Genomic DNA, 19,594 nt, shown 5'->3' with positions numbered 1-19,594 from the left:
CCCGCTAGGAGATGGCGGTGCGGAGCTGGACCACGTCGATGGGCTCGGTCTCGTCGTGGGCGGTCAGGTCGATGACCTGACCCACGGCGCGGTGTTCGGCGGTGGCCGCCTTGAACTCCGCCTCCGGGCCGCCCTGGGCGGACTCGGCCTTGTGGACGGCGAGGGCCTCCGCGCCGACGACATCGGCGAGGTCCTCGTTCTGGACGGACTCGATGACCGCGCGGGCCTGCGCCGCGGTCTTCGTACCGAAGAAGTCGAAGCCGCCCTCGACGCGCGAGGCGGGCCGGCGCTGCGCGGCGTACGGGGCCACGGCGGCCGCGAGGCGACGCGCGGGGACGGCGGACGCCGGGCCCGCGGGCGCCGGGCCGGCGAGCGCGGGGCGGGCGTGCGCAGCCTCCAGCGCGGCCGGCTTCGCCGGGGCGGCGGGAGCGGCGACGGGAGCGGGAGCGGCGGCCTCGGCCGCCTTCTCGGCCCGGGCGGCCTTGTCGGCCAGGGCCGACAGCGCGGCGTGGGCGCGGGCGAAGCCCACCGAGGTGGCCGCTCCGGCGCTGGTGCGCTCCTCGGAGACGGCGGGAAGTTCCTTCGGACCCTCGGCGGAGGCTGCCGGGGCCGCGGCCTCGATGGCCAGCAGCCGGCGGCCCTCCAGGGCGCTCGCCCGCTCCGTCTCGGCGGTGGCGTACCGGCGCAGCAGCGAGGCGTGTTCGCCGCGCAGGCCGGCGAGTTCGACCCGCTTGGCGCGCAGTTTGGCATCGAGCTTGCCCCGCAGCACCCGGGCCTCTTCGAGGTCGGATTCGAGCTCGGCTATCCGCTCGTCGGTGCGCCACTCGTCCTTGACCCGCTCGCGTCCGAGCTCGCTGACCCGGCGGCCGGCCGCCAGGTCCCAGGAGCGCATGACGACGGCGCCGGCCAGCCCGGCGGCCGCGGTGAGGGCCACGAGCAGGCGCAGCGGCATCGGTTCCGCGAGCAGCCAGGCCGCTCCGGCGGAGACGACGGACACACCGGCGATCGCCGTCGGCGTGAGCAGCCGGTGAAGGGGTTCGGGATTGCGGTGGCGTCCACGGGGCATGGCCTGAAATTTACAGGGAGTGGACGCGGTGTGGGGTAACCGCCCGGCAATCTGTTCCCGAGCGGTTACCGCACTTGGCGCACGAAAGGCGCAACTCCTACTTCTTCAGCAGGCCCTTGGACGCAAGATAGGCCTTCGCGACATCCGCGGGCTTGGCGCGTTCGGCGTCGACCTTGCGGTTCAGCTCGACGAGGTCGGCCGTGGTGAGCGCCTTGGTGACCTTGTCGAGGGCGGCCGCGATCTCGGGGGCGCCGGCGTCCTTGGCGTTGACCACCGGGAGCACGTTGTCGGCGTTCTGGAGCTTCTTGTCGTCCTCCAGCAGGACCAGGCCGAAGCTGTCGAGGGTGGCGTCCGTGGTGGTGGTCAGGACGAGCTGGTCCGCGCCGTCCTTGACCGCCTGCTTGGCCTGCGGGGTTCCGACGCCCTTGGGGTCAATACCGGAAACGTCGATTCCGTATGCGCTCTTCAATCCGGGTGCGCAGAAGGGCCGCACGGCGCATTCGTCACCGGCCGCGATCTTCACCTTCAGACCGGACTTGCCCAGATCGGAAAGGGTCTTGAGATTGTTCTTCGCGGCGAATTCCTTGCTCACCGCGAAGGCGTTCTGGTCCACCGCCGAGCCCGCGGGCAGCGCCTTCAGCCCCAGCGGGCCCGCCAGCTTCTCCAGGGCCGCCACGGTCGCCGTCACGTCGCTCGACGCGACCGGCTTCTCCGCCGGCGCCTTGGAGCCGTTGACCTTGGCGTTGAGGAACTCCGCGAGGGTCGCCGCGTACTCGGGGACGACGTCGATCTCGCCCTTCTCCAGCGAGGGTTCGTACAGCTCGCGGTTGCTGACCGTGGTGATCGAGGTGCTGTAGCCGGCGTCCGCGAGGATCTGCGCGTACAGCTCGGCCAGCACGTTGGACTCGGTGAAGCCGGCGGCGCCGATCACCAGCTTGCCGCCCTTGCCGCCCTCGGAGGCCCCGGGGGCGGCGGCCGAGGAGCCCCCGTCCTTGGTCTTCTCCAGGCTGTCGCCGCCGCACGCGGCGAGCGATGCGGTCAGGGCGACGGCGCCCAGGGCCGCGCCGAGGGCGCGCGTGGACTTGCTCATCTGAATCTCCTTAGAGGGGTGGGCGAAAGACGTGTCGGGGCCGGCTCAGCGGGCTGCCGCGCCCGGCAGCAGCCGGTCGGCCGCCACGAGCACGCCCTCCACGAGCAGGGCCAGCGCGGCGACCAGCAGGGCGCCCGCGACGACCTGCGGGGTGTTGTACGTGTTGAAGCCGGCGGTGATGATCCGGCCGAGGCCGCCCTGCCCGACCATGGCGGCGATGGTGGCCGTGGCGATGACCTGCACGGCCCCCGAGCGCAGTCCCGTCATCACCAGACCGCGCGCGAGCGGCAGTTCCACCCGCCAGAAGAGCTGGCGGCCGGACATGCCCATGCCCCGGGCGGCCTCCACCACCGAGCGGTCGACCTCGCGCATGCCCACGTAGGCGTTGGTCAGGAGCGGCGGGATCGCGAAGAGGACGAGCGCCGCGATGGTGGGGACGTACCCGGCGTTGCGCAGCGGGGAGACCATGAACAGCGCCAGCACGGCGAAGACCGGGACGGCCCGGCCGATGTTGGAGACGTTGACGGCGAGGCCGCCGCCCTTGCCGAGGTGGCCCAGCCACAGGCCGACCGGGAGGGCCACCGCACAGGCCAGGGCCAGCGCGACCCCGCTGACGTAGGCGTGCTCGCCGAGCCGGTGCCAGATCCCGCTCTCCCCCGACCAGTTGGCCCCGTCGGCCAGCCAGTCCCAGGCCTGTCCCAGTACGCCCATCAGGCGCTCCCGCCGGACTCGGCGGCGCGGGCGATCCGGCTCCAGGGGGTGAGCACCCGCTGGAGGCCGAGCAGCGCCAGGTCCGCGACGAGCGCGAGGAGCACGCACAGCACGGAGGCGGTGAGCACCTGGGCCTTGAAGGAGCTGTTCACGGCGGGTGCGATCAGGTTGCCCAGGCCGCCCTTGCCGACGATGGAGCCCACGGTGGTCAGAGCGACCGTCGAGACGGTCGCGATCCGTACGCCGGCCAGCAGGGCGGGCAGCGCGAGCGGCAGCTCGACCTGCCACAGCAGCCGGCCCGGGCCGTACCCCATCCCGCGCGCGGCTTCCCGCACCTCCTCGGGCACGGCTTCGATCCCGGCCAGCACGTTGCGCACGAGGATGGTCAGCGAATACAGCACCAGGCCGGTCACCACCAGCGCCGCCGAAAGTCCGAACACCGGCAGCAGCAGGGAGAACATGGCGAGCGAGGGGACCGTGTAGAGCAGGGTGGTGAGGCCCAGGACGGGGGCCGCCCAGTGCCGGCCGCGGCGGGCCAGCAGGGCGAGCGGGACGGACACGGCGATGCCGATCAGCACCGACACGCCCGTGATCCACACGTGTTCGAGGGTGGCGTCGGTGAGTTCCTGGGAGCGGGACGTCACGTACTCCCAGCAGATCCAGTCGTTCGCCACCAGGCAGCTCTGCCCGGCCATCGCTCCTCACCCCCCGTCACCGACCGTACGTAGGAGCGACCATAACCCCCGGCACGGACAATGGCCGGAATCCTTCGCACGCGGGCAACACGCCCTTCACAAACGGACCCCGCGGGTAGGGAAAGATGGCCGGGTGATCCGATTCGAGCAAGTGACCAAGCGCTACCCCGACGGGACGACCGCCGTCGCGGACCTGTCCTTCGAGGTCGCCGAGGGCGAACTGGTCACCCTGGTGGGCCCGTCCGGCTGCGGCAAGACGACCACCATGAAGATGGTCAACCGGCTCACCGAGCCCACCTCCGGCCGGATCCTGCTGAACGGTGAGGACATCGCCGCCGCCGACCCGGTCGAACTGCGGCGGCGCATCGGGTACGTCATCCAGCAGGTCGGGCTGTTCCCGCACAAGACGGTGCTGGAGAACACGGCCACCGTGCCGCAGCTCATCGGCACCCCGAAGGCCAAGGCCCGCGCACGGGCCGCGGAGCTCCTCGAACTGGTCGGGCTCGACCCGTCCGTCTACGGCGGCCGCTACCCGGAGCAGCTCTCCGGCGGGCAGCGCCAGCGCGTCGGCGTGGCCCGGGCGCTCGCCGCGGACCCGCCGGTGCTGCTGATGGACGAGCCGTTCGGCGCGGTGGACCCGGTGGTGCGCGAACGGCTGCAGAACGAGTTCCTGGCGCTCCAGCAGACCGTCCGCAAGACGATCCTGCTGGTCACGCACGACCTGGAGGAGGCGGTCCGGCTCGGGGACCGCATCGCCGTCTACGGAGCGGGCACCATCGAGCAGTTCGCCCGCCCGGCGGAGGTCCTCGGCGCCCCGGCGACCGACTACGTGGCCGGCTTCGTCGGCTCCGACCGCGGGCTGAAGCGGCTCGCGGTGACCGCCGTCGCCCAGGCCGACCTGGCCTCCGCCGACGGAAAGGCCCCCACCGCCGCGGTGGCGCTGGGGGCCAGTCTGCGCGAGGCGCTCGCGCTGCTGCTCCAGGAGGACTCGGGCCGGATCGGGGTCACGGATCCCGGCACCGGCGAGCTGATCGGCGTACTCACCCCGGAAGGGGTGCACCGGGCGCTGCGCCGGGCCGGTCTCCAGGACGCCTGAGCGGCGGGGCTTACGCCTGGATCCGGCCGCTCATCCACACCAGCATCGGCGGGATCTCCCGGCGCCAGGTGTTGAAGTTGTGACCGCCGCTGTCGAGGATGATCGAGGAGACCCGGTCCGGGCCCTTGACCAGCTTGATGAACTTCTTCGTGTCGGCGAGGTTCGGCTCGCCCTTCTCGCTGCTGGTGACCAGGAACGACGTACCGACCGGCTGCTTGGCCTTGATGGCCTCCAGCAGGTTCGCGCGGGCCTTCAGCTTCGCGTCCCCGCGGAAGAGGTCACCGGTCGTCGGGTCGTCCGCGGCCTCGTAGTACGCGGACAGCCCCGCGGCCGCGCCGAAGGTCTGCGGGTAGTGCGCGGTCATCTTCAGGGCGCAGTACCCGCCCGTGGAGTTGCCGATGTAGCCCATGTTCCCCGGCTTCTTGCCGACCCGGAAGGTGCTCTGGATGGCCTGCGGGAGGTCCTGGCCGTAGAAGGTCTCGGTCTGCGGGCCACCGGGTATGTCCACGCACTCGGTGTCGCGCGCACCCGGGACCGGGCGCATCATGACCAGGATCATCGGCTTCATCTTGCCCGCCTTGGACAGGCTGAAGGCCTTCATCGGGTAGTCGAGCCCTTTGATCAGGTTCTCCGCCATGCCCGGGTACCCGGTGAGGACGATGGAGGCGGGGAAGTTCTGGTCCTTGTGCTGCGGCTGGAAGTACTCCGGCGGCAGCCACACGTACCCGGGGCTCGTTATGTTCGACTTCTGGCCCGTTATGGACACCTTCAGGATCTGTCCGGCGACCGCCGGCTTGGCACCGCCGGGCACGTCGAGGTGCTGCTTGTCGACCACCTTGATGGAGTCGCTGCTCATCGAGTGGTCGACGACCTTGCCGACCGAGGTCTCCTGGCCGAAGAGGTCGGCCCAGGACCCGTAGAAGAGGAACGACTTGTTCGCGGCGAGCCCGATCGCGGCGAACATCGCCAGCTGCGTCGCCAGCAGGAGGCCGATCCGGCCCACGACCGAACGCCAGGAGCGGCCCGAGAGCTTCGGCCAGAACCACACCGTCGCCGCGAACAGCAGCACACCGGCAAGGATGGCCAGCGCCAGAACCGTATTACTGGTGAGACCCATGAGCAGTCAGTCGACTTTCTATGGCAGGACTAGTTTTTTCTCGACGGAAGAGTGAACCCGCTCCCCCTCGATGTCGTCCTAGGGGACGCACCACTCAGCGGAGGCCCAGCGGCCTTCGGCCACATGATCTCTCGCGGAGCAACGGGAAGCGATGTCTAGCAGGATAGATGGCGATAAGTCGGGACAGGTTCCGAAGCCTGTCAGCCGAATCCTCCGAGGCCCACGACCGGAGTCCGTCCCCGGCGTCGTGGGCACCGCCGTCACGGTCGTCGGCCTGCTGGACATCGCCGCGGGAGTCTTCCCGCGCTTCCGGCACAGCCGCATCCACGCGGTCACCGAGGTGCTGCCCGGCTCCGTCGGCCCCTTCGCCGCCGCCCTGGCCATCAGCGCCGGCGTGCTGCTCCTGCTGCTCGCCCACGGGCTCAAGCGCCGCAAGCGCCGCGCCTGGCGGGCCGCCGTGGTGCTGCTGCCGGCCGGCGCCGTCGCGCAGTTCACGTACCGCCACTCGATCCTCGGCGTGGTCATCGCGGCCCTGCTCCTGGCGCTCCTGCTGCGCCACCAGAGTGAATTCAAGGCGCTGCCCGACCCCCGCAGCCGCTGGAAGGCGCTCGCCAACTTCGTGCTGATGAGCGCGGGCTCCATCGGCCTCGGTCTGGTCATCGTCAACTCTCACCCCGGCCGCGTCGTAGGCAATCCGGGTGTTTATGAGCAGATCAGCCACGTCGTCTACGGGCTCTTCGGCTTCGAGGGTCCCGTCGACTACGCCGGCCGGGTGTCCTGGACCGTCGGCTACTCGCTCGGCGCCCTCGGCATGCTGACCGCCGTCACCACCATCTACCTGGCCTTCCGCCCCGAGCACCCGGCCGCCCGGCTCACCGCCGACGACGAGGTGAAGCTGCGCGAGCTGCTCGCCAGGCACGGCGGCCGCGACTCGCTGGGCCACTTCGCGCTCCGCCGCGACAAGGCCGTCGTCTTCTCCCCCAGCGGCAAGGCCGCCGTCACCTACCGCGTCGTCTCCGGCGTGATGCTCGCCTCCGGCGACCCCGTCGGCGACGTCGAGGCCTGGCCCGGCGCCATCGAACGGTTCATGGAGGAGGCCAAGACCCACTCCTGGACCCCCGCCGTCATGGGCTGCAGCGAGACCGGCGGCGAGGTCTGGACCCGCGAGACCGGCCTCGACGCCCTGGAGCTCGGCGACGAGGCGATCGTCGACGTCAAAGACTTCTCCCTCTCCGGCCGCGCGATGCGCAACGTCCGGCAGATGGTCAAGCGCATCGAGCGCAACGGCTACACCACCAAGGTCCGCCGGGTCAGCGAGCTGACCGAGGCCGAGCTGGAGCAGGTGCGCGGCGCCGCCGACGCCTGGCGCGGCACCGACACCGAACGCGGCTTCTCCATGGCCCTGGGCCGCGTCGGCGACCCCGGCGACGGCGACTGCTACATCGCCACCGCGCACCGCGTCGAGGAGGGCGACACCTCCCCCTTCGGCGACCTCAAGGCCGTCCTGCACTTCGTGCCCTGGGGCAAGGACGGCATGTCGCTGGAGCTGATGCGCCGCGACCGCGCCGCCGACCCCGGCATGAACGAGCTCCTGATCGTCGCCTCCCTGGAGGCCGCCCCGGCGCTCGGCATCGAGAAGGTCTCCCTGAACTTCGCGATGTTCCGCTCGGCCCTGGCCCGCGGCGAGAAGATCGGCGCCGGCCCGGTCCTGCGGATGTGGCGCAGCCTGCTGGTGTTCCTCTCGCGCTGGTTCCAGATCGAGTCCCTGTACAAGTTCAACGCGAAGTTCCGCCCCCGCTGGGAGCCCCGCTTCGTGGTCTTCCGCACCACCCGCGACCTGCCCCGCATCGGCTTCGCCGCGATGCAGGCCGAAGGCTTCGTCACGCTGGCCCTGCCCCGCCTGTTCGCCGGCCGCCGGCGCCCCAAGCCGGTCCGCACCTGCGCCCACCGCCACGTGCAGGCCCCGGCGGTCGTCCCGACCCAGGCGACGGAACGCGAGGTACGGGCCGCCTAGCCGGATCCGGCCCCGCACCCGCCGGCCAGGGCGGGGCCGAGGACACGGGCCCTACCCTGGGAGACATGAACATGAACAGCGGCCCCGCCCCCAGGGGCCTGGTGACAGGCCTCCCCGACTGGGACCGCTGCGCGGTCATGGGCGTCGTCAACGTCACCCCCGACTCCTTCTCCGACGGCGGCCGCTGGTTCGACACCACCGCGGCCGTCAAGCGGGGCCTCGACCTCGTCGCCCAGGGAGCCGACCTCGTGGACGTCGGCGGTGAGTCCACCCGCCCCGGCGCCTCCCGCGTCGACGAGGAGGAGGAGCTGCGCCGGGTCGTCCCCGTCGTCCGCGGCCTCGCCTCCGAAGGGGTCGTCGTCTCCGTCGACACCATGCGCGCCTCCGTGGCCGCGCAGGCCGTCGCGGCCGGCGCCACCCTGGTCAACGACGTCAGCGGCGGCCTCGCCGACCCCGGCATGATCCCGGCCGTCGCCGCCGCCGAGGTGCCCTTCGTCGTCATGCACTGGCGCGGCTTCAGCGACGGCATGAACAGCCTCGCCGTCTACGGTGACGTCCTCGCCGAGGTCACGGCCGAACTCCGCACCCGCATCGACGCCGTCGTCACCGGCGGCATCGCCCCCGAGCGGCTCCTCGTCGACCCGGGTCTGGGCTTCGCCAAGAACGCCGAGCACGACCTCGCCCTGGTCGCCCACCTCGCCGAGCTGCGCGCGCTGGGCTTCCCGCTGCTGGTGGCCGCCTCGAGGAAGCGTTTCCTCGGCCGGGTGCTGGCCGGCGCCGACGACGCCTCCCCGCCGCCCGCCCGCGAGCGCGACGCCGCCACCGCCGCCGTCACCGCCATCGCGGCTTCCCGGGGCGCCTGGGCCGTACGGGTCCACGAGGTACGGGCGAGCGCCGACGCGGTTCGGGTGGCCCGCGCCGTGGAAGGGGCACTGCACACCACTCGTAGCCACGGGGAAGGGGCACGGTGAGCCGTACCGACACCGAATCAGTCGAAGAGATCAATACGGCCTTCTACGAGGCCATGGAGCAGGGGGACTTCGACACGCTGTCGGCGCTCTGGCTCGAGGACGAGATCTCCTGCGTGCACCCGGGCTGGCCGGTGCTGTCGGGGCGCGGCGAAGTGCTGCGCTCCTACGCGCTGATCATGTCGCACACCGAGTACATCCAGTTCTTCCTCACCGACACCAAGGTCACCGTGATGGGCGACACCGCCCTGGTCACCTGCACCGAGAACATCCTCAGCGGCGGACCCGCCGAGGACGGCGGAGAGCTGGGCCCGCTCGTCGGCCAGCTCGTCGTCGCCACCAATGTGTTCCGACGCACACCGGAGGGCTGGCGGCTGTGGTCGCACCACGGATCTCCCGTGCTCACGGACTCCGACGAGGACGACGAGGAGGAGCCTTCGTAGGCCTTCGGCCGGGGTGCTGTCGGGGTCCTGAGTAATTCGCGAGTAAATTCGCAGGTAAATTCGAAGATGGACGACGCCGACCGCACTCGGCGTAGGCCATGGATCCGGGGAGTCCCGGACCGGAAGCACCTACGAAAAGCAGGAGTGATTCGCGTGGATCGTGTCGCACTGCGCGGCCTCAAGGCTCGCGGGCACCACGGCGTCTTCCCCCGGGAACGCGAGGAAGGCCAGACCTTCATCGTCGACCTGGTGCTCCACCTCGACACCCGTCCCGCGGCGGCCGGCGACGACCTGGCTAAGACCGTGCACTACGGGGTAGTCGCGGAGGAGGTCGTCGATGTGGTCCAGGGCGAGCCCGTGGACCTGATCGAGACCCTCGCCGAGCGGATCGCCCAGCAGTGCCTCAAGCACGAGGCGGTCGCCCAGGTGGAGGTCGTCGTCCACAAACCGGACGCCCCGATCACCGTCCCCTTCGACGACGTGACCATCACGATCACACGGAGCCGCGCGTGAACAACGGAATGAACGCCCAGAGCGACCCCACCGTCCAGCCGGTACCCGCCTCCGTGGTCGAAGCCGTCGACGCGGCGGACGTCACCCTGTCCAACCCCAAGTGGGCCGTCGTCGCGCTCGGCGCGAACCTGGGCAACCGGCTGGAGACCCTCCAGGGCGCCATCGACGCCCTCGGCGACACCCCGGGCCTGCGGGTCAAGGCCGTCTCCCCCGTCTACGAGACGGAGCCCTGGGGCGTGGACCCGGGCTCGCAGCCCTCGTACCTCAACGCCGTCATCTCGGTGAAGACCACCCTGCCCCCCAGCTCCCTGCTGGAACGCGGCCACGCCATCGAGGAGGCCTTCGACCGCGTCCGCGAGGAGCGCTGGGGCCCCCGCACGATCGACGTCGACATCATCGCCTACGCCGACGTGGTCTCCGCCGACCCCGTCCTCACCCTCCCGCACCCGCGCGCCCACCAGCGCGCCTTCGTGCTGGCCCCCTGGCACGACATCGACCCCGAAGCGCAGATCCCGGGCCACGGGCCCGTCGCCGCGCTCCTGTCGGCCGTCGGCCTCACCGGGCTCACCCAGCGCACCGACCTGGAACTGCGCCTCCCCGAGTGAGCCGCGCCCGCGGGGCGGGGACTCCGAACACTTAGGATCACCGGGTACGCACGCACGGAGAGCGGGAGAGGCGCGCACGTGAAGCAACTGAGGCCGGCGGTCCTGGCGGGCATTTTCGCGATCGCCGCGGTGCTGTCCTGGGCCGGAGCCCGGCTGTGGAACGCCTACGGCAGCCTCCCCGGCGTCCCGCTCGCCGCCCCCATCGTGCTCGGCGCCATCGCGGTGGTCCTGCTGGCGACGACCCTGTCGCTGCGCTCCCGCCTGAAGGCCCAGCGCGAGCGCGTACCCGGCGCCAAGGGCGTGGAGCCGCTGATGGCGGCCCGCGCGGTGGTCTTCGGCCAGGCCAGCGCCCTGGTGGCGGCCCTGGTCGCGGGCGCCTACGGCGGCGTAGGAGTCTTCCTCCTCACCACCGCCCTGGACGTCCCCGCCCGCCGCGACCAGACCTGGTACGCCGCCTTCTCGGTCCTGGCGGGCGCAGCCGTCGTCGCAGCAGCCCTCTTCCTGGAACACGTCCTCAAACTCCCGGACGACGAGGACCCGGGCAAGGCCACCGCCGCCGCCTAGACCTCCCAAGGCATCCGGACAAGATGCCCGTTCACCAGGAAGTCCGGGTGCGGAGCCACCCGGAACCCGTACAGCGTGGAGGGCTTGGTGCTCGGCTCCCGGGGCGTGACCGCGCTGACGTCCACCCAGCCCGACTCATCGAGCTCAATGTCGTGCTCTTCCGTCCGGAACGTGCCGCGTGCCGGCCAGCTGTCCGCGACCACGAGGTGCGATGACAAGCCATCGGTGCGCGGCGTGAACCGCGCCCCGATGATCTCCGCGATGTCGGCTAGGAACGGAACGTTCGAGCTGACGAGGACTCTCGCAGGCCACCGAGTGATCCTGTACCCGTCGCCGTCCGCGTAGCCGTCGAGGAATCCGCGGAAGGTCTCCTCGTCTCGGAGCACCACCCGCGGGAACCGCTGGCGCATGTGGTGGGCGTCGCCGCCCGTGTACTGGCGCAGGAGGTCGGCGAGGTACGAGGAGACCACACGGACCCGGAAGCCGGGTAGATCACGCCCGAGGTACCCGGAAGGCCTTGTCACGGCTTCCAGCCGTGCGGGAAGACCCGTTGCACCGGTCAGGGACCGCGCGTACCTCTCGGCGAACCCCTCGTCGTTGACCACCAGGGACACGTAGTTCTTGCCCACCGTGCCGTCGGAGCACGTCGCCCCGATCAGATAGCCGAGCTGGTACCCGGGCCGGATCGAAAGGCGCTCTCGGCGCAGCTTGCGCGCGTGGGCCCAAGCCACCACGGTCCCGACGGCATCACGTGCGTGCGTCCAGCCATCGGGCGTCCGGAGAAGCTGGTCCGGAGTGACGGCGAAGGTCGCGTGGTCCGTGCTCACGTCGACGAGGGTGCGCGTGCGGGCCACGACCACGTCGACGACCTCGGTCTGCTCGGTGCGTCCGTCCCGGAGCGTCCAGAGCCGGGTTCCCGGTCGGACATCGCAGGCGCGAAGTCGTCCACCCACCGCATTGACCGTCTGCCTGCTCGGTAGACCCCAAAGCATCGGTCCCCCTCCGCGAAGTCGTGGAGGGGGACCGTAGCGTGCAGCACTGACAATCCGGCTAGCGCGCCAGGATGAGGCTCATCGCCTCGGCCCGGGTGGCCGTGGCGCGGAGCTGGCCGCGGACCGCGGACGTGGTGGTCTTGGCGCCCGGCTTGCGGATGCCGCGGACCGACATGCACATGTGCTCCGCTTCGATCACCACGATGGCGCCGCGAGCGTCGAGGATCTCCATGAGGGAGTCGGCTATCTGCGTCGTGAGACGTTCCTGCACCTGCGGGCGGCGGGCGAAGACGTCCACGAGGCGCGCCAGCTTCGACAGGCCGGTGATCTTGCCGTTCTCCGCCGGGATGTAGCCCACGTGGGCGACACCGTGGAAGGGCAGGAGGTGGTGTTCACACAGGGAAACGATCTCGATGTCCTTCACCAGGACCATCTCGTCGTGGCCGAGGTCGAACACCGTCGTCAGGACGTCCTCCGGCTTCTGCCACAGGCCGCCCAGGATCTCCCGGTACGCCCGTGCCACACGCGCCGGCGTCTCCCGCAGCCCCTCGCGGTCCGGGTCCTCGCCGACCGCGATCAGGAGCTCGCGGACCGCCGCCTCGGCGCGCTTCTCGTCGAACTCGCCGATCGTGCCCTCGCCACCGGTCAGGGTCACTGGGTCGGTCATCTCTTCCTCGTTCCTGTGTGCGCGGTCGCCGGCACGTGAAAGTGCCGCGCCCCCCAGGCTAGAACCTGGGGGGCGCGGCATCCATTCCGGGAGGTACTAGGCCTCCGGACGCTCCTCCAGGGAGGGCTCCGGGGCCTTCTCCACCGACACGGCGGTCGAGGACGCCGCCGACGTGCCGTTCGCCGCGTTCGTCAGCTGGAGCTCCTTGGGAGAGAGCACCGGCGGACGGGTGGACGGCGTGCGGTGCGAGGAGCCGGTCCACGCCGGGCGGGCCGGGCGCTTCACGATCGTCGAGAAGATCTCGGCGATCTGCTCCTTGTTGAGCGTCTCCTTCTCCAGGAGGGCGAGGACCAGGTTGTCGAGGACGTCGCGGTTCTCGACCAGGATCTCCCAGGCCTCGTTGTGCGCGGTCTCGATGAGCTTCTTGACCTCTTCGTCGACCAGCGCGGCGACTTCTTCCGAGTAGTCACGCGGGTGCGACATCTCGCGCCCGAGGAACGGCTCGGTGTTGTCCCCGCCGAACTTGATCGCGCCGAGGCGCTCGGTCATGCCGTACTGCGTGACCATCGCGCGGGCCGTTGCCGTGGCCTTCTCGATGTCGTTCGCAGCGCCTGTGGTCGGGTCGTGGAAGACCAGTTCCTCGGCCGCGCGCCCGCCCAGCATGTACGCGAGCTGGTCGAGCATCTCGTTGCGCGTGGTCGAGTACTTGTCCTCGTCGGGCAGGACCATGGTGTAACCCAGGGCCCGGCCGCGGGAGAGGATCGTGATCTTGTGGACCGGGTCGGAGTTCGGGGAGGCCGCCGCGACCAGGGCGTGTCCGCCCTCGTGGTACGCGGTGATCTTCTTTTCCCTGTCCGACATGATCCGGGTCCGCTTCTGCGGACCCGCCACGACGCGGTCGATCGCCTCGTCCAGCGCGTGGTTGTCGATCAGCTTCTGGTCCGAGCGGGCCGTGAGCAGCGCGGCCTCGTTCAGGACGTTGGCGAGATCGGCACCCGTGAAGCCGGGGGTGCGGCGGGCGACGGCGCCCAGGTCCACGTCCGGGGCGACCGGCTTGCCCTTCTGGTGGACCTTGAGGATCTCCAGACGGCCCTGCATGTCCGGACGGTCGACCGCGATCTGGCGGTCGAAGCGGCCGGGGCGCAGGAGGGCCGGGTCGAGGATGTCGGGACGGTTCGTGGCGGCGATCAGGATGACCCCGCCCTTCACGTCGAAGCCGTCCATCTCGACGAGCAGCTGGTTGAGGGTCTGCTCGCGCTCGTCGTGACCGCCGCCGAGGCCCGCACCGCGGTGCCGGCCGACGGCGTCGATCTCGTCGACGAAGACGATCGCCGGGGCGTTGGCCTTGGCCTGTTCGAACAGGTCTCGGACACGCGAGGCACCGACACCGACGAACATCTCGACGAAGTCGGAACCGGAGATCGAGTAGAAGGGGACACCGGCCTCGCCCGCGACGGCACGCGCGAGCAGGGTCTTACCGGTGCCGGGCGGGCCGTAGAGCAGCACGCCCTTGGGGATCTTGGCGCCGACGGCCTGGAACTTCGCCGGCTCCTGGAGGAACTCCTTGATCTCGTGGAGCTCCTCGACGGCCTCGTCGGAGCCCGCGACATCGGCGAACGTCGTCTTCGGGGTGTCCTTGGTGATGAGCTTGGCCTTGGACTTCCCGAAGTTCATGACTCGGGAGCCGCCGCCCTGCATCTGGTTCATCAGGAACAGGAAGACCACGACGATGAGGACGAACGGCAGCAGCGAGAGCAGCACGCTCAGGAACGGGCTGGTCTTGTCCGGAGTGACGGAGTAGCCGTCCGGGATCTGACCGGCTTCGAACTTGGTCTGGAGGTTCTGGGCGAGCTGTACGCCCTGGTCCCCGATGTAGTTGGCCTGGAACTTGGTGCCGTCGTTGTCGCCGAGCTTCTGGTCCTTCTTCAGCTCGATCTTGATCATCTGGCTGTCACCGGTGGTGAGCTTGGCGCTGTCCACCTGGCCACTGTTGATCGCCTTGATGACCTCGCTGGTCTCCACCGACTTGTAGCCGCCGCCGGAGCCGACGACGTTCATCAACACGACCACGGCGAGGACGGCCAGCACGATCCACATAACCGGCCCACGGAAGTATCGCTTCACGTCCATCCATACGGGGCGCCAGGCACCCCGTCCCTCCTGCCCGTAGGTAAATGCTGCTGTGAGTAAAGACTGTTCTTCGGAATGTACCCCTGCATTGTCACCCGTGGCCTCATGGGACGGCTGACAGACCCGCCTTTCCATGCTCCAACGGCGGGAAACGCTCCAGGGTTCCCCTGTCGGGCGCTGGATCAGCCGCCGTAGACGTGGGGCGCGAGGGTGCCGACGAACGGCAGGTTGCGGTACTTCTCCGCGTAGTCGAGGCCGTAGCCGACGACGAACTCGTTCGGGATGTCGAAGCCGACCCACTTCACGTCGATCGCGACCTTGGCGGCGTCGGGCTTGCGCAGCAGCGTGACGACCTCCAGGGAGGCCGGCTGGCGGGAGCCGAGGTTCGACAGCAGCCAGGACAGGGTCAGGCCCGAGTCGATGATGTCCTCGACGATCAGGACGTGCTTGTCCTTGATGTCGGTGTCCAGGTCCTTGAGGATCCGGACCACGCCCGAGGACTGGGTCCCGGCGCCGTACGAGGACACCGCCATCCAGTCCATGGTGAGCGGGGTGGACAAGGCGCGCGCCAGGTCCGCCATCACCATCACAGCGCCCTTGAGGACGCCGACGATGAGCAGGTCCTTGCCCGCGTACTCCGTGTCGATCTTCGCGGCCAGCTCGGCCAGCTTCGCGTCGATCTCTTCCTTGGTGATGAGCACCGACTGGAGGTCGCTGCCCATGTCCTTCTCGTCCACCCGCATCACTTTCGTTGTCGGCTGGGGCTCCGGGGGGTGACCCCGGAGGTCTCAGCCGTGTCTCAGCACCAATCAGCCCTGCCGGATGACCAGTCTGCCACCCTGCCGCTGGGCCTCGACCCGGCCGGGCAGGTTGATGGCTCCCTGACCGCGCCATCCGGTGATGAGCCGGTCGACTTCCTCGATGTGGCGGGCGAAGAGGGAGCCTGCGGGGGAACCGGCGGCGACGACGGCCCGGCGCAGGACGCGGCGGCGCACCGCGGGGGGCAGGGCGTACAGCTTGGCGCACTCCAGGCGGCCGTCCTCGTCGCGTACGCCGCTCTCGGCCTCGGCGGCCCAGGCGTCCAGGGCGTCGGCGTCGTCCCGGGAGAGCTGGGCGGTGCGGGCGAGCGCCTCCACGACCCCCTTGCCGAGCGCCTTCTCCAGGGCGGGCAGTCCCTCGTGGCGCAGCCGGGAGCGGGTGTAGGCGGGGTCGATGTTGTGCGGGTCGTCCCAGACGGCGAGGGACTGGACCATGCAGGCCTTGCGGGCGGTCTGCCGGTCGACCTGGAGGAACGGCCGGCGGTAGCGGTGGCCGCGGACCCGCGAGCCGGGGGCCCCGGGGCCTCCGGAGACCTCGGCCATGCCCGAGAGCGAGCGGATGCCGGAGCCGCGGGCGAGGCCCAGCAGGACGGTTTCGGCTTGGTCGTCGCGGGTGTGGCCGAGCAGCACGGCGACGGCGCCGAGCCGGTCGGCGGCCTCGTCCAGGGCCGCGTAGCGGGCGTCGCGGGCGGCGGCTTCGGGGCCGCCGTCGCGGCCGACGCGCACGGCGACGGACTCGACGGGGTCGAGGTGCAGCGCGGTCATGCGGGCGACGACCTCGGCGGCGCGCAGGGCGGAGCCGTCCTGGAGGCCGTGGTCGACGGTGATGCCGCCGGCCCGGATTCCGAGTTTGGGGGCCTCGAAGGCGAGGGCGGAGGCGAGCGCCATGGAGTCCGCGCCGCCGGAGCAGGCGACGAGGACGAGCGGGGCGGTGTCGGGGAGGGGGTCGTGGGGGGCTGCGCCGGCCGAGGAGCCGACGGTGCGGCCGGGGCGGCCGACCCGGGGTGCGGGGGTGGGAGCGGGCCGGCTGGTCTGTTCGGTGAGGTCGGTGAGGACGTCGTGGAGTACGCGGCGGACCGCCAGGCGTATCGCCGCGACCGCAGGATGGGGACCCATGTCCGGTGCCCTTCGTGGAGTTCGGATGCCTCGGAGGCGCTGGGGAGGCGAGGGGAGGGGTGGTGTGCCGGGTGCTGCCGGCTCCCCCGCGGACGGGGGCTGTCACTCAGAGTGCGTCGATGGTGACAGAACCGAGCCGTTCCCCGAGCATCGCACGCCCTTCCACGCCCCACGGTCCCTCGGACGGGTGACGCTGCTTCCCCCAGAGGGACATCTTCACGCCTCTGTGGTCACACCTCTTCGCTCGCCTCGCTCTGCTCGCTCCCCTTGCGGTGGACGCGGGCCACCCAGTCCGCGGGACGGGCGATCTCGGACTTGGTCGGCAGTGTGTTCGGGGAGGTCCAGACCCGGTTGAAGCCCTCCATGCCGACCTGGCCGACGACGGCGCGCACGAAGCGTTCCCCGTCGCGGTACTGGCGCAGCTTGGCGTCGAGGCCCAGGAGCTTGCGCAGGGCGGCGTCGAGCCGGCCGGCTCCGCTGGCCCTGCGCTGCTGGAACTTCTCGCGGATCTCGGCGACCGAGGGCACGACCTCGGGGCCGACCCCGTCCATGACGAAGTCGGCGTGGCCCTCCAGGAGGGACATGACGGCGGTGAGCCGGGCCAGCACCTCGCGCTGCTCGGGGGTCTGGACGAGTTCGACGAGGGAGCGGCCCTCGTCCCCGCGTTCGGCATCGGGGCGGGCGCCGGCGAAGGACTGGGCGGCCTCGCGCAGCCGCTCCAGCACGGTCATCGGATCCACCTCGGTGGCGCCCAGGAACGTCTGGATTTCGCCCTCGAGGTGCTCGCGGAGCCACGGGACGGCCGTGAACTGGGTACGGTGCGTCTCCTCGTGCAGGCAGACCCAGAGCCGGAAGTCGTGCGGGTCCACCTCCAGCTCCCGCTCGACGTGGACGATGTTCGGGGCGACGAGCAGCAGCCGGCCGCCCGTGGCGGAGCCCGGCAGGTCCAGGCCCGCGGGCGCGAAGGTCTCGTACTGGCCGAGCACGCGGGAGGCCAGGAAGCTGAGCAGCATGCCCAGCTCCACGCCGGTGACCTTGCCGCCGACCGCGCCGAGCACGGCGCCGCCGGGGGTGCCGGCGCGGCGGTCCTGCATCTTGCCGAGGAGGGGGGACAGGAGCTCGCGGAAGCCCGCCACGTTGGCCTTGACCCAGCCGGCCCGGTCCACGACGAGGACGGGCGTGTCGGCGGGGGTCATGCCCTCGGGCATCATCCGCGTGAACTCGCGCACGTGCCGTTCGGAGGTCTTGGCGTGCCTGCGCAGCTCCGCCACGACGGCCCGCGCCTCGTCCCGGCTCACCTCCGGGCCGGGCCGCACGAGCCTGGTCGCGGTCGCCACCGCGAGGTTCCAGTCGACCATCTCCGCACCACCGAAGCTCGTCATGCGTCAACCGTACGTGGACCTGCGCGCGGGCGGGATCCCCAGGAGGCCCCTGGTAGTGCTACGAAGCGTTCGCCACGGCCGCGGCGAGTTTGTCGAGGCCCTTCTCGGCGTTGCCCGCGTCCGGGGTGTTCGCGGTCAGGAACGCGAAGGCGAGCAGCCGGCCCGCGGGGTCGACGACGGTGCCGGCGAGGCAGTTCACGCCGTTCAGGGTGCCCGTCTTGGCGCGCAGCAGGCCGGCCGCCGGCGAGGTGCCGGAGTTGCGGGTGCGCAGGGTGCCGGTGAATCCGGCGACGGGCAGTCCGGTGAGGACGGGCCGCAGTTCGGGCCGCTGCGGGTCGGCGGCCTTGGCGAGCAGGGCGGTGAGCAGGCCTGCGCTGACCTTGTCGGCGCGGTTGAGGCCGCTGCCGTCGGCGAAGCGGGATCCGGCGGTGTCGACGCCGAGGGCGGCGAGCCGGGCGCCGACGGCCTGGGCGACGCCGTCGAAGCTGGCGGGCGCCCCGGAGGCGAGGGCGGTCTGGCGGGCCAGGGCTTCGGCGATGTCGTTGTCGCTGTAGGTCAGCATCCGCTCGACGAGCCCGGCGAGCGGCGGCGAGAGGGTGGCGGCGAGCGGGACGGCCCCGGTGGCGGCCTTGGCCCTGGCGGGCTCGCCGGTGACCTTGATGCCGCGTTCCTTGAGGAGGGCGGCGAAGGCCCGGGCGGTGTCCCGGGAGGGGTCCTCGCTGCGCTTGACGGGGCCGGAGAAGGAGTCGTCGGGGCGGCCTTCGTCGGCGGTCAGGGCCGTGACGGGCGCGAGGTTGACGTTGGCGCCGATCGGGTGAAGGGCCGGGCCGGTGTAGAGCGAGTCGTCGTAGCCGAGGGCCACGGAGTCGGTGCCGGCGGCCTTGAGGGCCTGGGCGGTGTCCGCGGCGAGGGCGACGAGGCTGCCGCCGGCCCCGGCCGGGGCCTTCTTCTTGGCGGTGAGCGAGGGGTCGCCGCCGCCGACCAGGATGATCTGGCCGGGCCCGGCGCCGGGGGTGACGGTGGTGCGGATCCGGTGGTCGGGACCGAGGGCCGCGAGGGAGGCCGCCGCGGTGGCGATCTTGACGGTGGAGGCGGGGGTCATGACCTCCCGGGCCCCGGCCTCGAAGAGGACCTTGCCGGTGGCGGTGTCGATCACGGAGGCTCCGCGGACGGTGCCGAGGGCGGGGTCGGCGAGCAGCGGCCGCAGGGCGGCGGCGAGGGCGCCGGAGTCCACGGCCCCCGCCTGGTCGCCGGATCCGGAGCCCGTGCCGGTGCCGGCTCCGCCCGGGCGGACGCCGGCGAGCACTCCGGGCGCGCTCGGGGCGGCCTTCGGGGCCGCTCCGGCGGGGTCCGCACCGTGATCTGCGCCACCCGTACGGCCCCAGGAGGCGGCCATGTCCCGCTCGGCCTTACGCTGGCCGGAGTCCCAGGGACCCGCGGCGGCCACCGTCGCGGCCGACAGGGCGAGGCCGGCGACGGCCGACACCGCGATGAGCTGCCAGGTCTTGACCAATGGCACCTCGGACCAGCCCCTTTCGCGATCACACATATGCGTGAGGGACACTTAACCATTGCGTCTTGCCGCGAGCATGGCACCCCACCCGGCA

The 19,594-nt window shown here is 71.3% G+C and carries 19 protein-coding genes; 7 read left to right on the top strand and 12 right to left on the bottom strand.

Annotation, left to right across the window (positions count from 1 at the left end):
• Positions 1-4: 4 nt before the first annotated feature.
• The 4 genes from NLX94_RS26650 to NLX94_RS26635 all read right to left on the bottom strand — a co-directional run bounded on the left by NLX94_RS26650 (position 5) and on the right by NLX94_RS26635 (position 3,562).
• Complete coding sequence (locus NLX94_RS26650) at positions 5-1,066, bottom strand: hypothetical protein (protein ID WP_254385633.1); 1,062 nt, start codon at positions 1,064-1,066, stop codon at positions 5-7.
• A 97-nt stretch (positions 1,067-1,163) separates the two neighbouring features.
• The gene (locus NLX94_RS26645) at positions 1,164-2,156 is read right to left on the bottom strand and encodes an ABC transporter substrate-binding protein (protein WP_254385632.1); all 993 of its coding nucleotides are present in this window, start codon (positions 2,154-2,156) and stop codon (positions 1,164-1,166) included.
• Between the two features lie 45 nt (positions 2,157-2,201).
• Complete coding sequence (locus NLX94_RS26640; protein ID WP_254385631.1) at positions 2,202-2,867, bottom strand: ABC transporter permease; 666 nt, start codon at positions 2,865-2,867, stop codon at positions 2,202-2,204.
• A complete protein-coding gene (locus tag NLX94_RS26635) occupies positions 2,867-3,562 on the bottom strand; it encodes an ABC transporter permease (protein WP_254385630.1) in 696 nt (231 codons plus the stop codon). The genes NLX94_RS26640 and NLX94_RS26635 overlap by 1 nt, the downstream gene beginning before the upstream one ends.
• 133 nt (positions 3,563-3,695) lie before the next feature.
• Between NLX94_RS26635 and NLX94_RS26630 the strand changes: the two genes are divergently transcribed.
• A complete protein-coding gene (locus tag NLX94_RS26630; RefSeq protein ID WP_254385629.1) occupies positions 3,696-4,658 on the top strand; it encodes an ABC transporter ATP-binding protein in 963 nt (320 codons plus the stop codon).
• A 10-nt stretch (positions 4,659-4,668) separates the two neighbouring features.
• On the opposite strand, the gene NLX94_RS26625 is transcribed toward NLX94_RS26630, so the two are convergent.
• Positions 4,669-5,775, bottom strand: a complete 1,107-nt coding sequence (locus NLX94_RS26625; RefSeq protein ID WP_254385628.1) for an esterase family protein — start codon at positions 5,773-5,775, stop codon at positions 4,669-4,671.
• A gap of 151 nt (positions 5,776-5,926) precedes the next feature.
• Between NLX94_RS26625 and NLX94_RS26620 the strand changes: the two genes are divergently transcribed.
• From NLX94_RS26620 to NLX94_RS26595, 6 genes are all read left to right on the top strand, one after another.
• Complete coding sequence (locus tag NLX94_RS26620) at positions 5,927-7,789, top strand: phosphatidylglycerol lysyltransferase domain-containing protein (RefSeq protein ID WP_254385627.1); 1,863 nt, start codon at positions 5,927-5,929, stop codon at positions 7,787-7,789.
• A 65-nt stretch (positions 7,790-7,854) separates the two neighbouring features.
• Positions 7,855-8,760 (top strand): dihydropteroate synthase, encoded by a 906-nt coding sequence (folP, locus tag NLX94_RS26615; protein ID WP_254385626.1) that lies wholly within the window; start codon positions 7,855-7,857, stop codon positions 8,758-8,760.
• Positions 8,757-9,200, top strand: a complete 444-nt coding sequence (locus NLX94_RS26610) for a nuclear transport factor 2 family protein (RefSeq protein ID WP_308402538.1) — start codon at positions 8,757-8,759, stop codon at positions 9,198-9,200. Before folP ends, NLX94_RS26610 begins: the two co-directional genes overlap by 4 nt.
• 153 nt (positions 9,201-9,353) lie before the next feature.
• Positions 9,354-9,713, top strand: coding sequence for a dihydroneopterin aldolase (folB, locus tag NLX94_RS26605; RefSeq protein WP_030010912.1), 360 nt, complete (start codon positions 9,354-9,356; stop codon positions 9,711-9,713).
• Between the two features lie 8 nt (positions 9,714-9,721).
• Positions 9,722-10,318, top strand: coding sequence for a 2-amino-4-hydroxy-6-hydroxymethyldihydropteridine diphosphokinase (gene folK / locus NLX94_RS26600; RefSeq protein WP_254385686.1), 597 nt, complete (start codon positions 9,722-9,724; stop codon positions 10,316-10,318).
• Between the two features lie 78 nt (positions 10,319-10,396).
• The gene (locus tag NLX94_RS26595) at positions 10,397-10,882 is read left to right on the top strand and encodes a DUF3180 domain-containing protein (protein ID WP_254385625.1); all 486 of its coding nucleotides are present in this window, start codon (positions 10,397-10,399) and stop codon (positions 10,880-10,882) included.
• Here the strand turns inward: NLX94_RS26595 and NLX94_RS26590 are convergent.
• The 7 genes from NLX94_RS26590 to dacB form a co-directional block, all read right to left on the bottom strand.
• Positions 10,879-11,709: a hypothetical protein gene (locus tag NLX94_RS26590; RefSeq protein ID WP_254385624.1), complete on the bottom strand. Its 831-nt coding sequence runs from the start codon at positions 11,707-11,709 to the stop codon at positions 10,879-10,881. The two genes, NLX94_RS26595 and NLX94_RS26590, sit on opposite strands and share 4 nt — an antisense overlap.
• 223 nt (positions 11,710-11,932) lie before the next feature.
• Positions 11,933-12,541, bottom strand: coding sequence for a GTP cyclohydrolase I FolE (gene folE / locus NLX94_RS26585; protein WP_254385623.1), 609 nt, complete (start codon positions 12,539-12,541; stop codon positions 11,933-11,935).
• Positions 12,542-12,637: 96 nt separating this feature from the next.
• On the bottom strand, positions 12,638-14,671 hold the full coding sequence (ftsH, locus tag NLX94_RS26580; protein WP_254385622.1) for an ATP-dependent zinc metalloprotease FtsH: 2,034 nt from the start codon (positions 14,669-14,671) through the stop codon (positions 12,638-12,640).
• Positions 14,672-14,853: 182 nt separating this feature from the next.
• Entirely contained in the window at positions 14,854-15,414 is a 561-nt protein-coding gene (gene hpt, locus NLX94_RS26575) for a hypoxanthine phosphoribosyltransferase (protein ID WP_254385621.1), read from the bottom strand.
• A 66-nt stretch (positions 15,415-15,480) separates the two neighbouring features.
• Positions 15,481-16,605, bottom strand: a complete 1,125-nt coding sequence (gene tilS / locus NLX94_RS26570) for a tRNA lysidine(34) synthetase TilS (RefSeq protein WP_254385620.1) — start codon at positions 16,603-16,605, stop codon at positions 15,481-15,483.
• A gap of 230 nt (positions 16,606-16,835) precedes the next feature.
• Positions 16,836-17,987, bottom strand: coding sequence for a zinc-dependent metalloprotease (locus NLX94_RS26565; RefSeq protein ID WP_254385619.1), 1,152 nt, complete (start codon positions 17,985-17,987; stop codon positions 16,836-16,838).
• 58 nt (positions 17,988-18,045) lie between these two features.
• Positions 18,046-19,536: a D-alanyl-D-alanine carboxypeptidase/D-alanyl-D-alanine-endopeptidase gene (dacB, locus tag NLX94_RS26560; protein ID WP_254385618.1), complete on the bottom strand. Its 1,491-nt coding sequence runs from the start codon at positions 19,534-19,536 to the stop codon at positions 18,046-18,048.
• Between the last annotated feature and the right edge of the window lie 58 nt (positions 19,537-19,594).

This window comes from Streptomyces sp. TBY4, from assembly GCF_024213195.1.
GTDB lineage: Bacteria > Actinomycetota > Actinomycetes > Streptomycetales > Streptomycetaceae > Streptomyces.
Note: the sequence above shows the minus strand (reverse complement) of the source record. Positions and strands in the feature narration are given on the sequence as shown.

Bases quoted from the DNA above. Each gene is read 5' to 3' on its own strand.
- NLX94_RS26650 (WP_254385633.1), bottom strand. From the start codon at position 1,066: ATGCCCCGTGGACGCCACCGCAATCCCGAACCCCTTCACCGGCTGCTC.
- NLX94_RS26645 (WP_254385632.1), bottom strand. From the start codon at position 2,156: ATGAGCAAGTCCACGCGCGCCCTCGGCGCGGCCCTGGGCGCCGTCGCC.
- NLX94_RS26640 (WP_254385631.1), bottom strand. From the start codon at position 2,867: ATGGGCGTACTGGGACAGGCCTGGGACTGGCTGGCCGACGGGGCCAAC.
- NLX94_RS26635 (WP_254385630.1), bottom strand. From the start codon at position 3,562: ATGGCCGGGCAGAGCTGCCTGGTGGCGAACGACTGGATCTGCTGGGAG.
- NLX94_RS26625 (WP_254385628.1), bottom strand. From the start codon at position 5,775: ATGGGTCTCACCAGTAATACGGTTCTGGCGCTGGCCATCCTTGCCGGT.
- NLX94_RS26620 (WP_254385627.1), top strand. From the start codon at position 5,927: ATGTCTAGCAGGATAGATGGCGATAAGTCGGGACAGGTTCCGAAGCCT.
- folP (WP_254385626.1), top strand. From the start codon at position 7,855: ATGAACATGAACAGCGGCCCCGCCCCCAGGGGCCTGGTGACAGGCCTC.
- folK (WP_254385686.1), top strand. From the start codon at position 9,722: ATGAACGCCCAGAGCGACCCCACCGTCCAGCCGGTACCCGCCTCCGTG.
- folE (WP_254385623.1), bottom strand. From the start codon at position 12,541: ATGACCGACCCAGTGACCCTGACCGGTGGCGAGGGCACGATCGGCGAG.
- ftsH (WP_254385622.1), bottom strand. From the start codon at position 14,671: ATGGACGTGAAGCGATACTTCCGTGGGCCGGTTATGTGGATCGTGCTG.
- hpt (WP_254385621.1), bottom strand. From the start codon at position 15,414: ATGCGGGTGGACGAGAAGGACATGGGCAGCGACCTCCAGTCGGTGCTC.
- tilS (WP_254385620.1), bottom strand. From the start codon at position 16,605: ATGGGTCCCCATCCTGCGGTCGCGGCGATACGCCTGGCGGTCCGCCGC.
- NLX94_RS26565 (WP_254385619.1), bottom strand. From the start codon at position 17,987: ATGACGAGCTTCGGTGGTGCGGAGATGGTCGACTGGAACCTCGCGGTG.
- dacB (WP_254385618.1), bottom strand. From the start codon at position 19,536: ATGTGTGATCGCGAAAGGGGCTGGTCCGAGGTGCCATTGGTCAAGACC.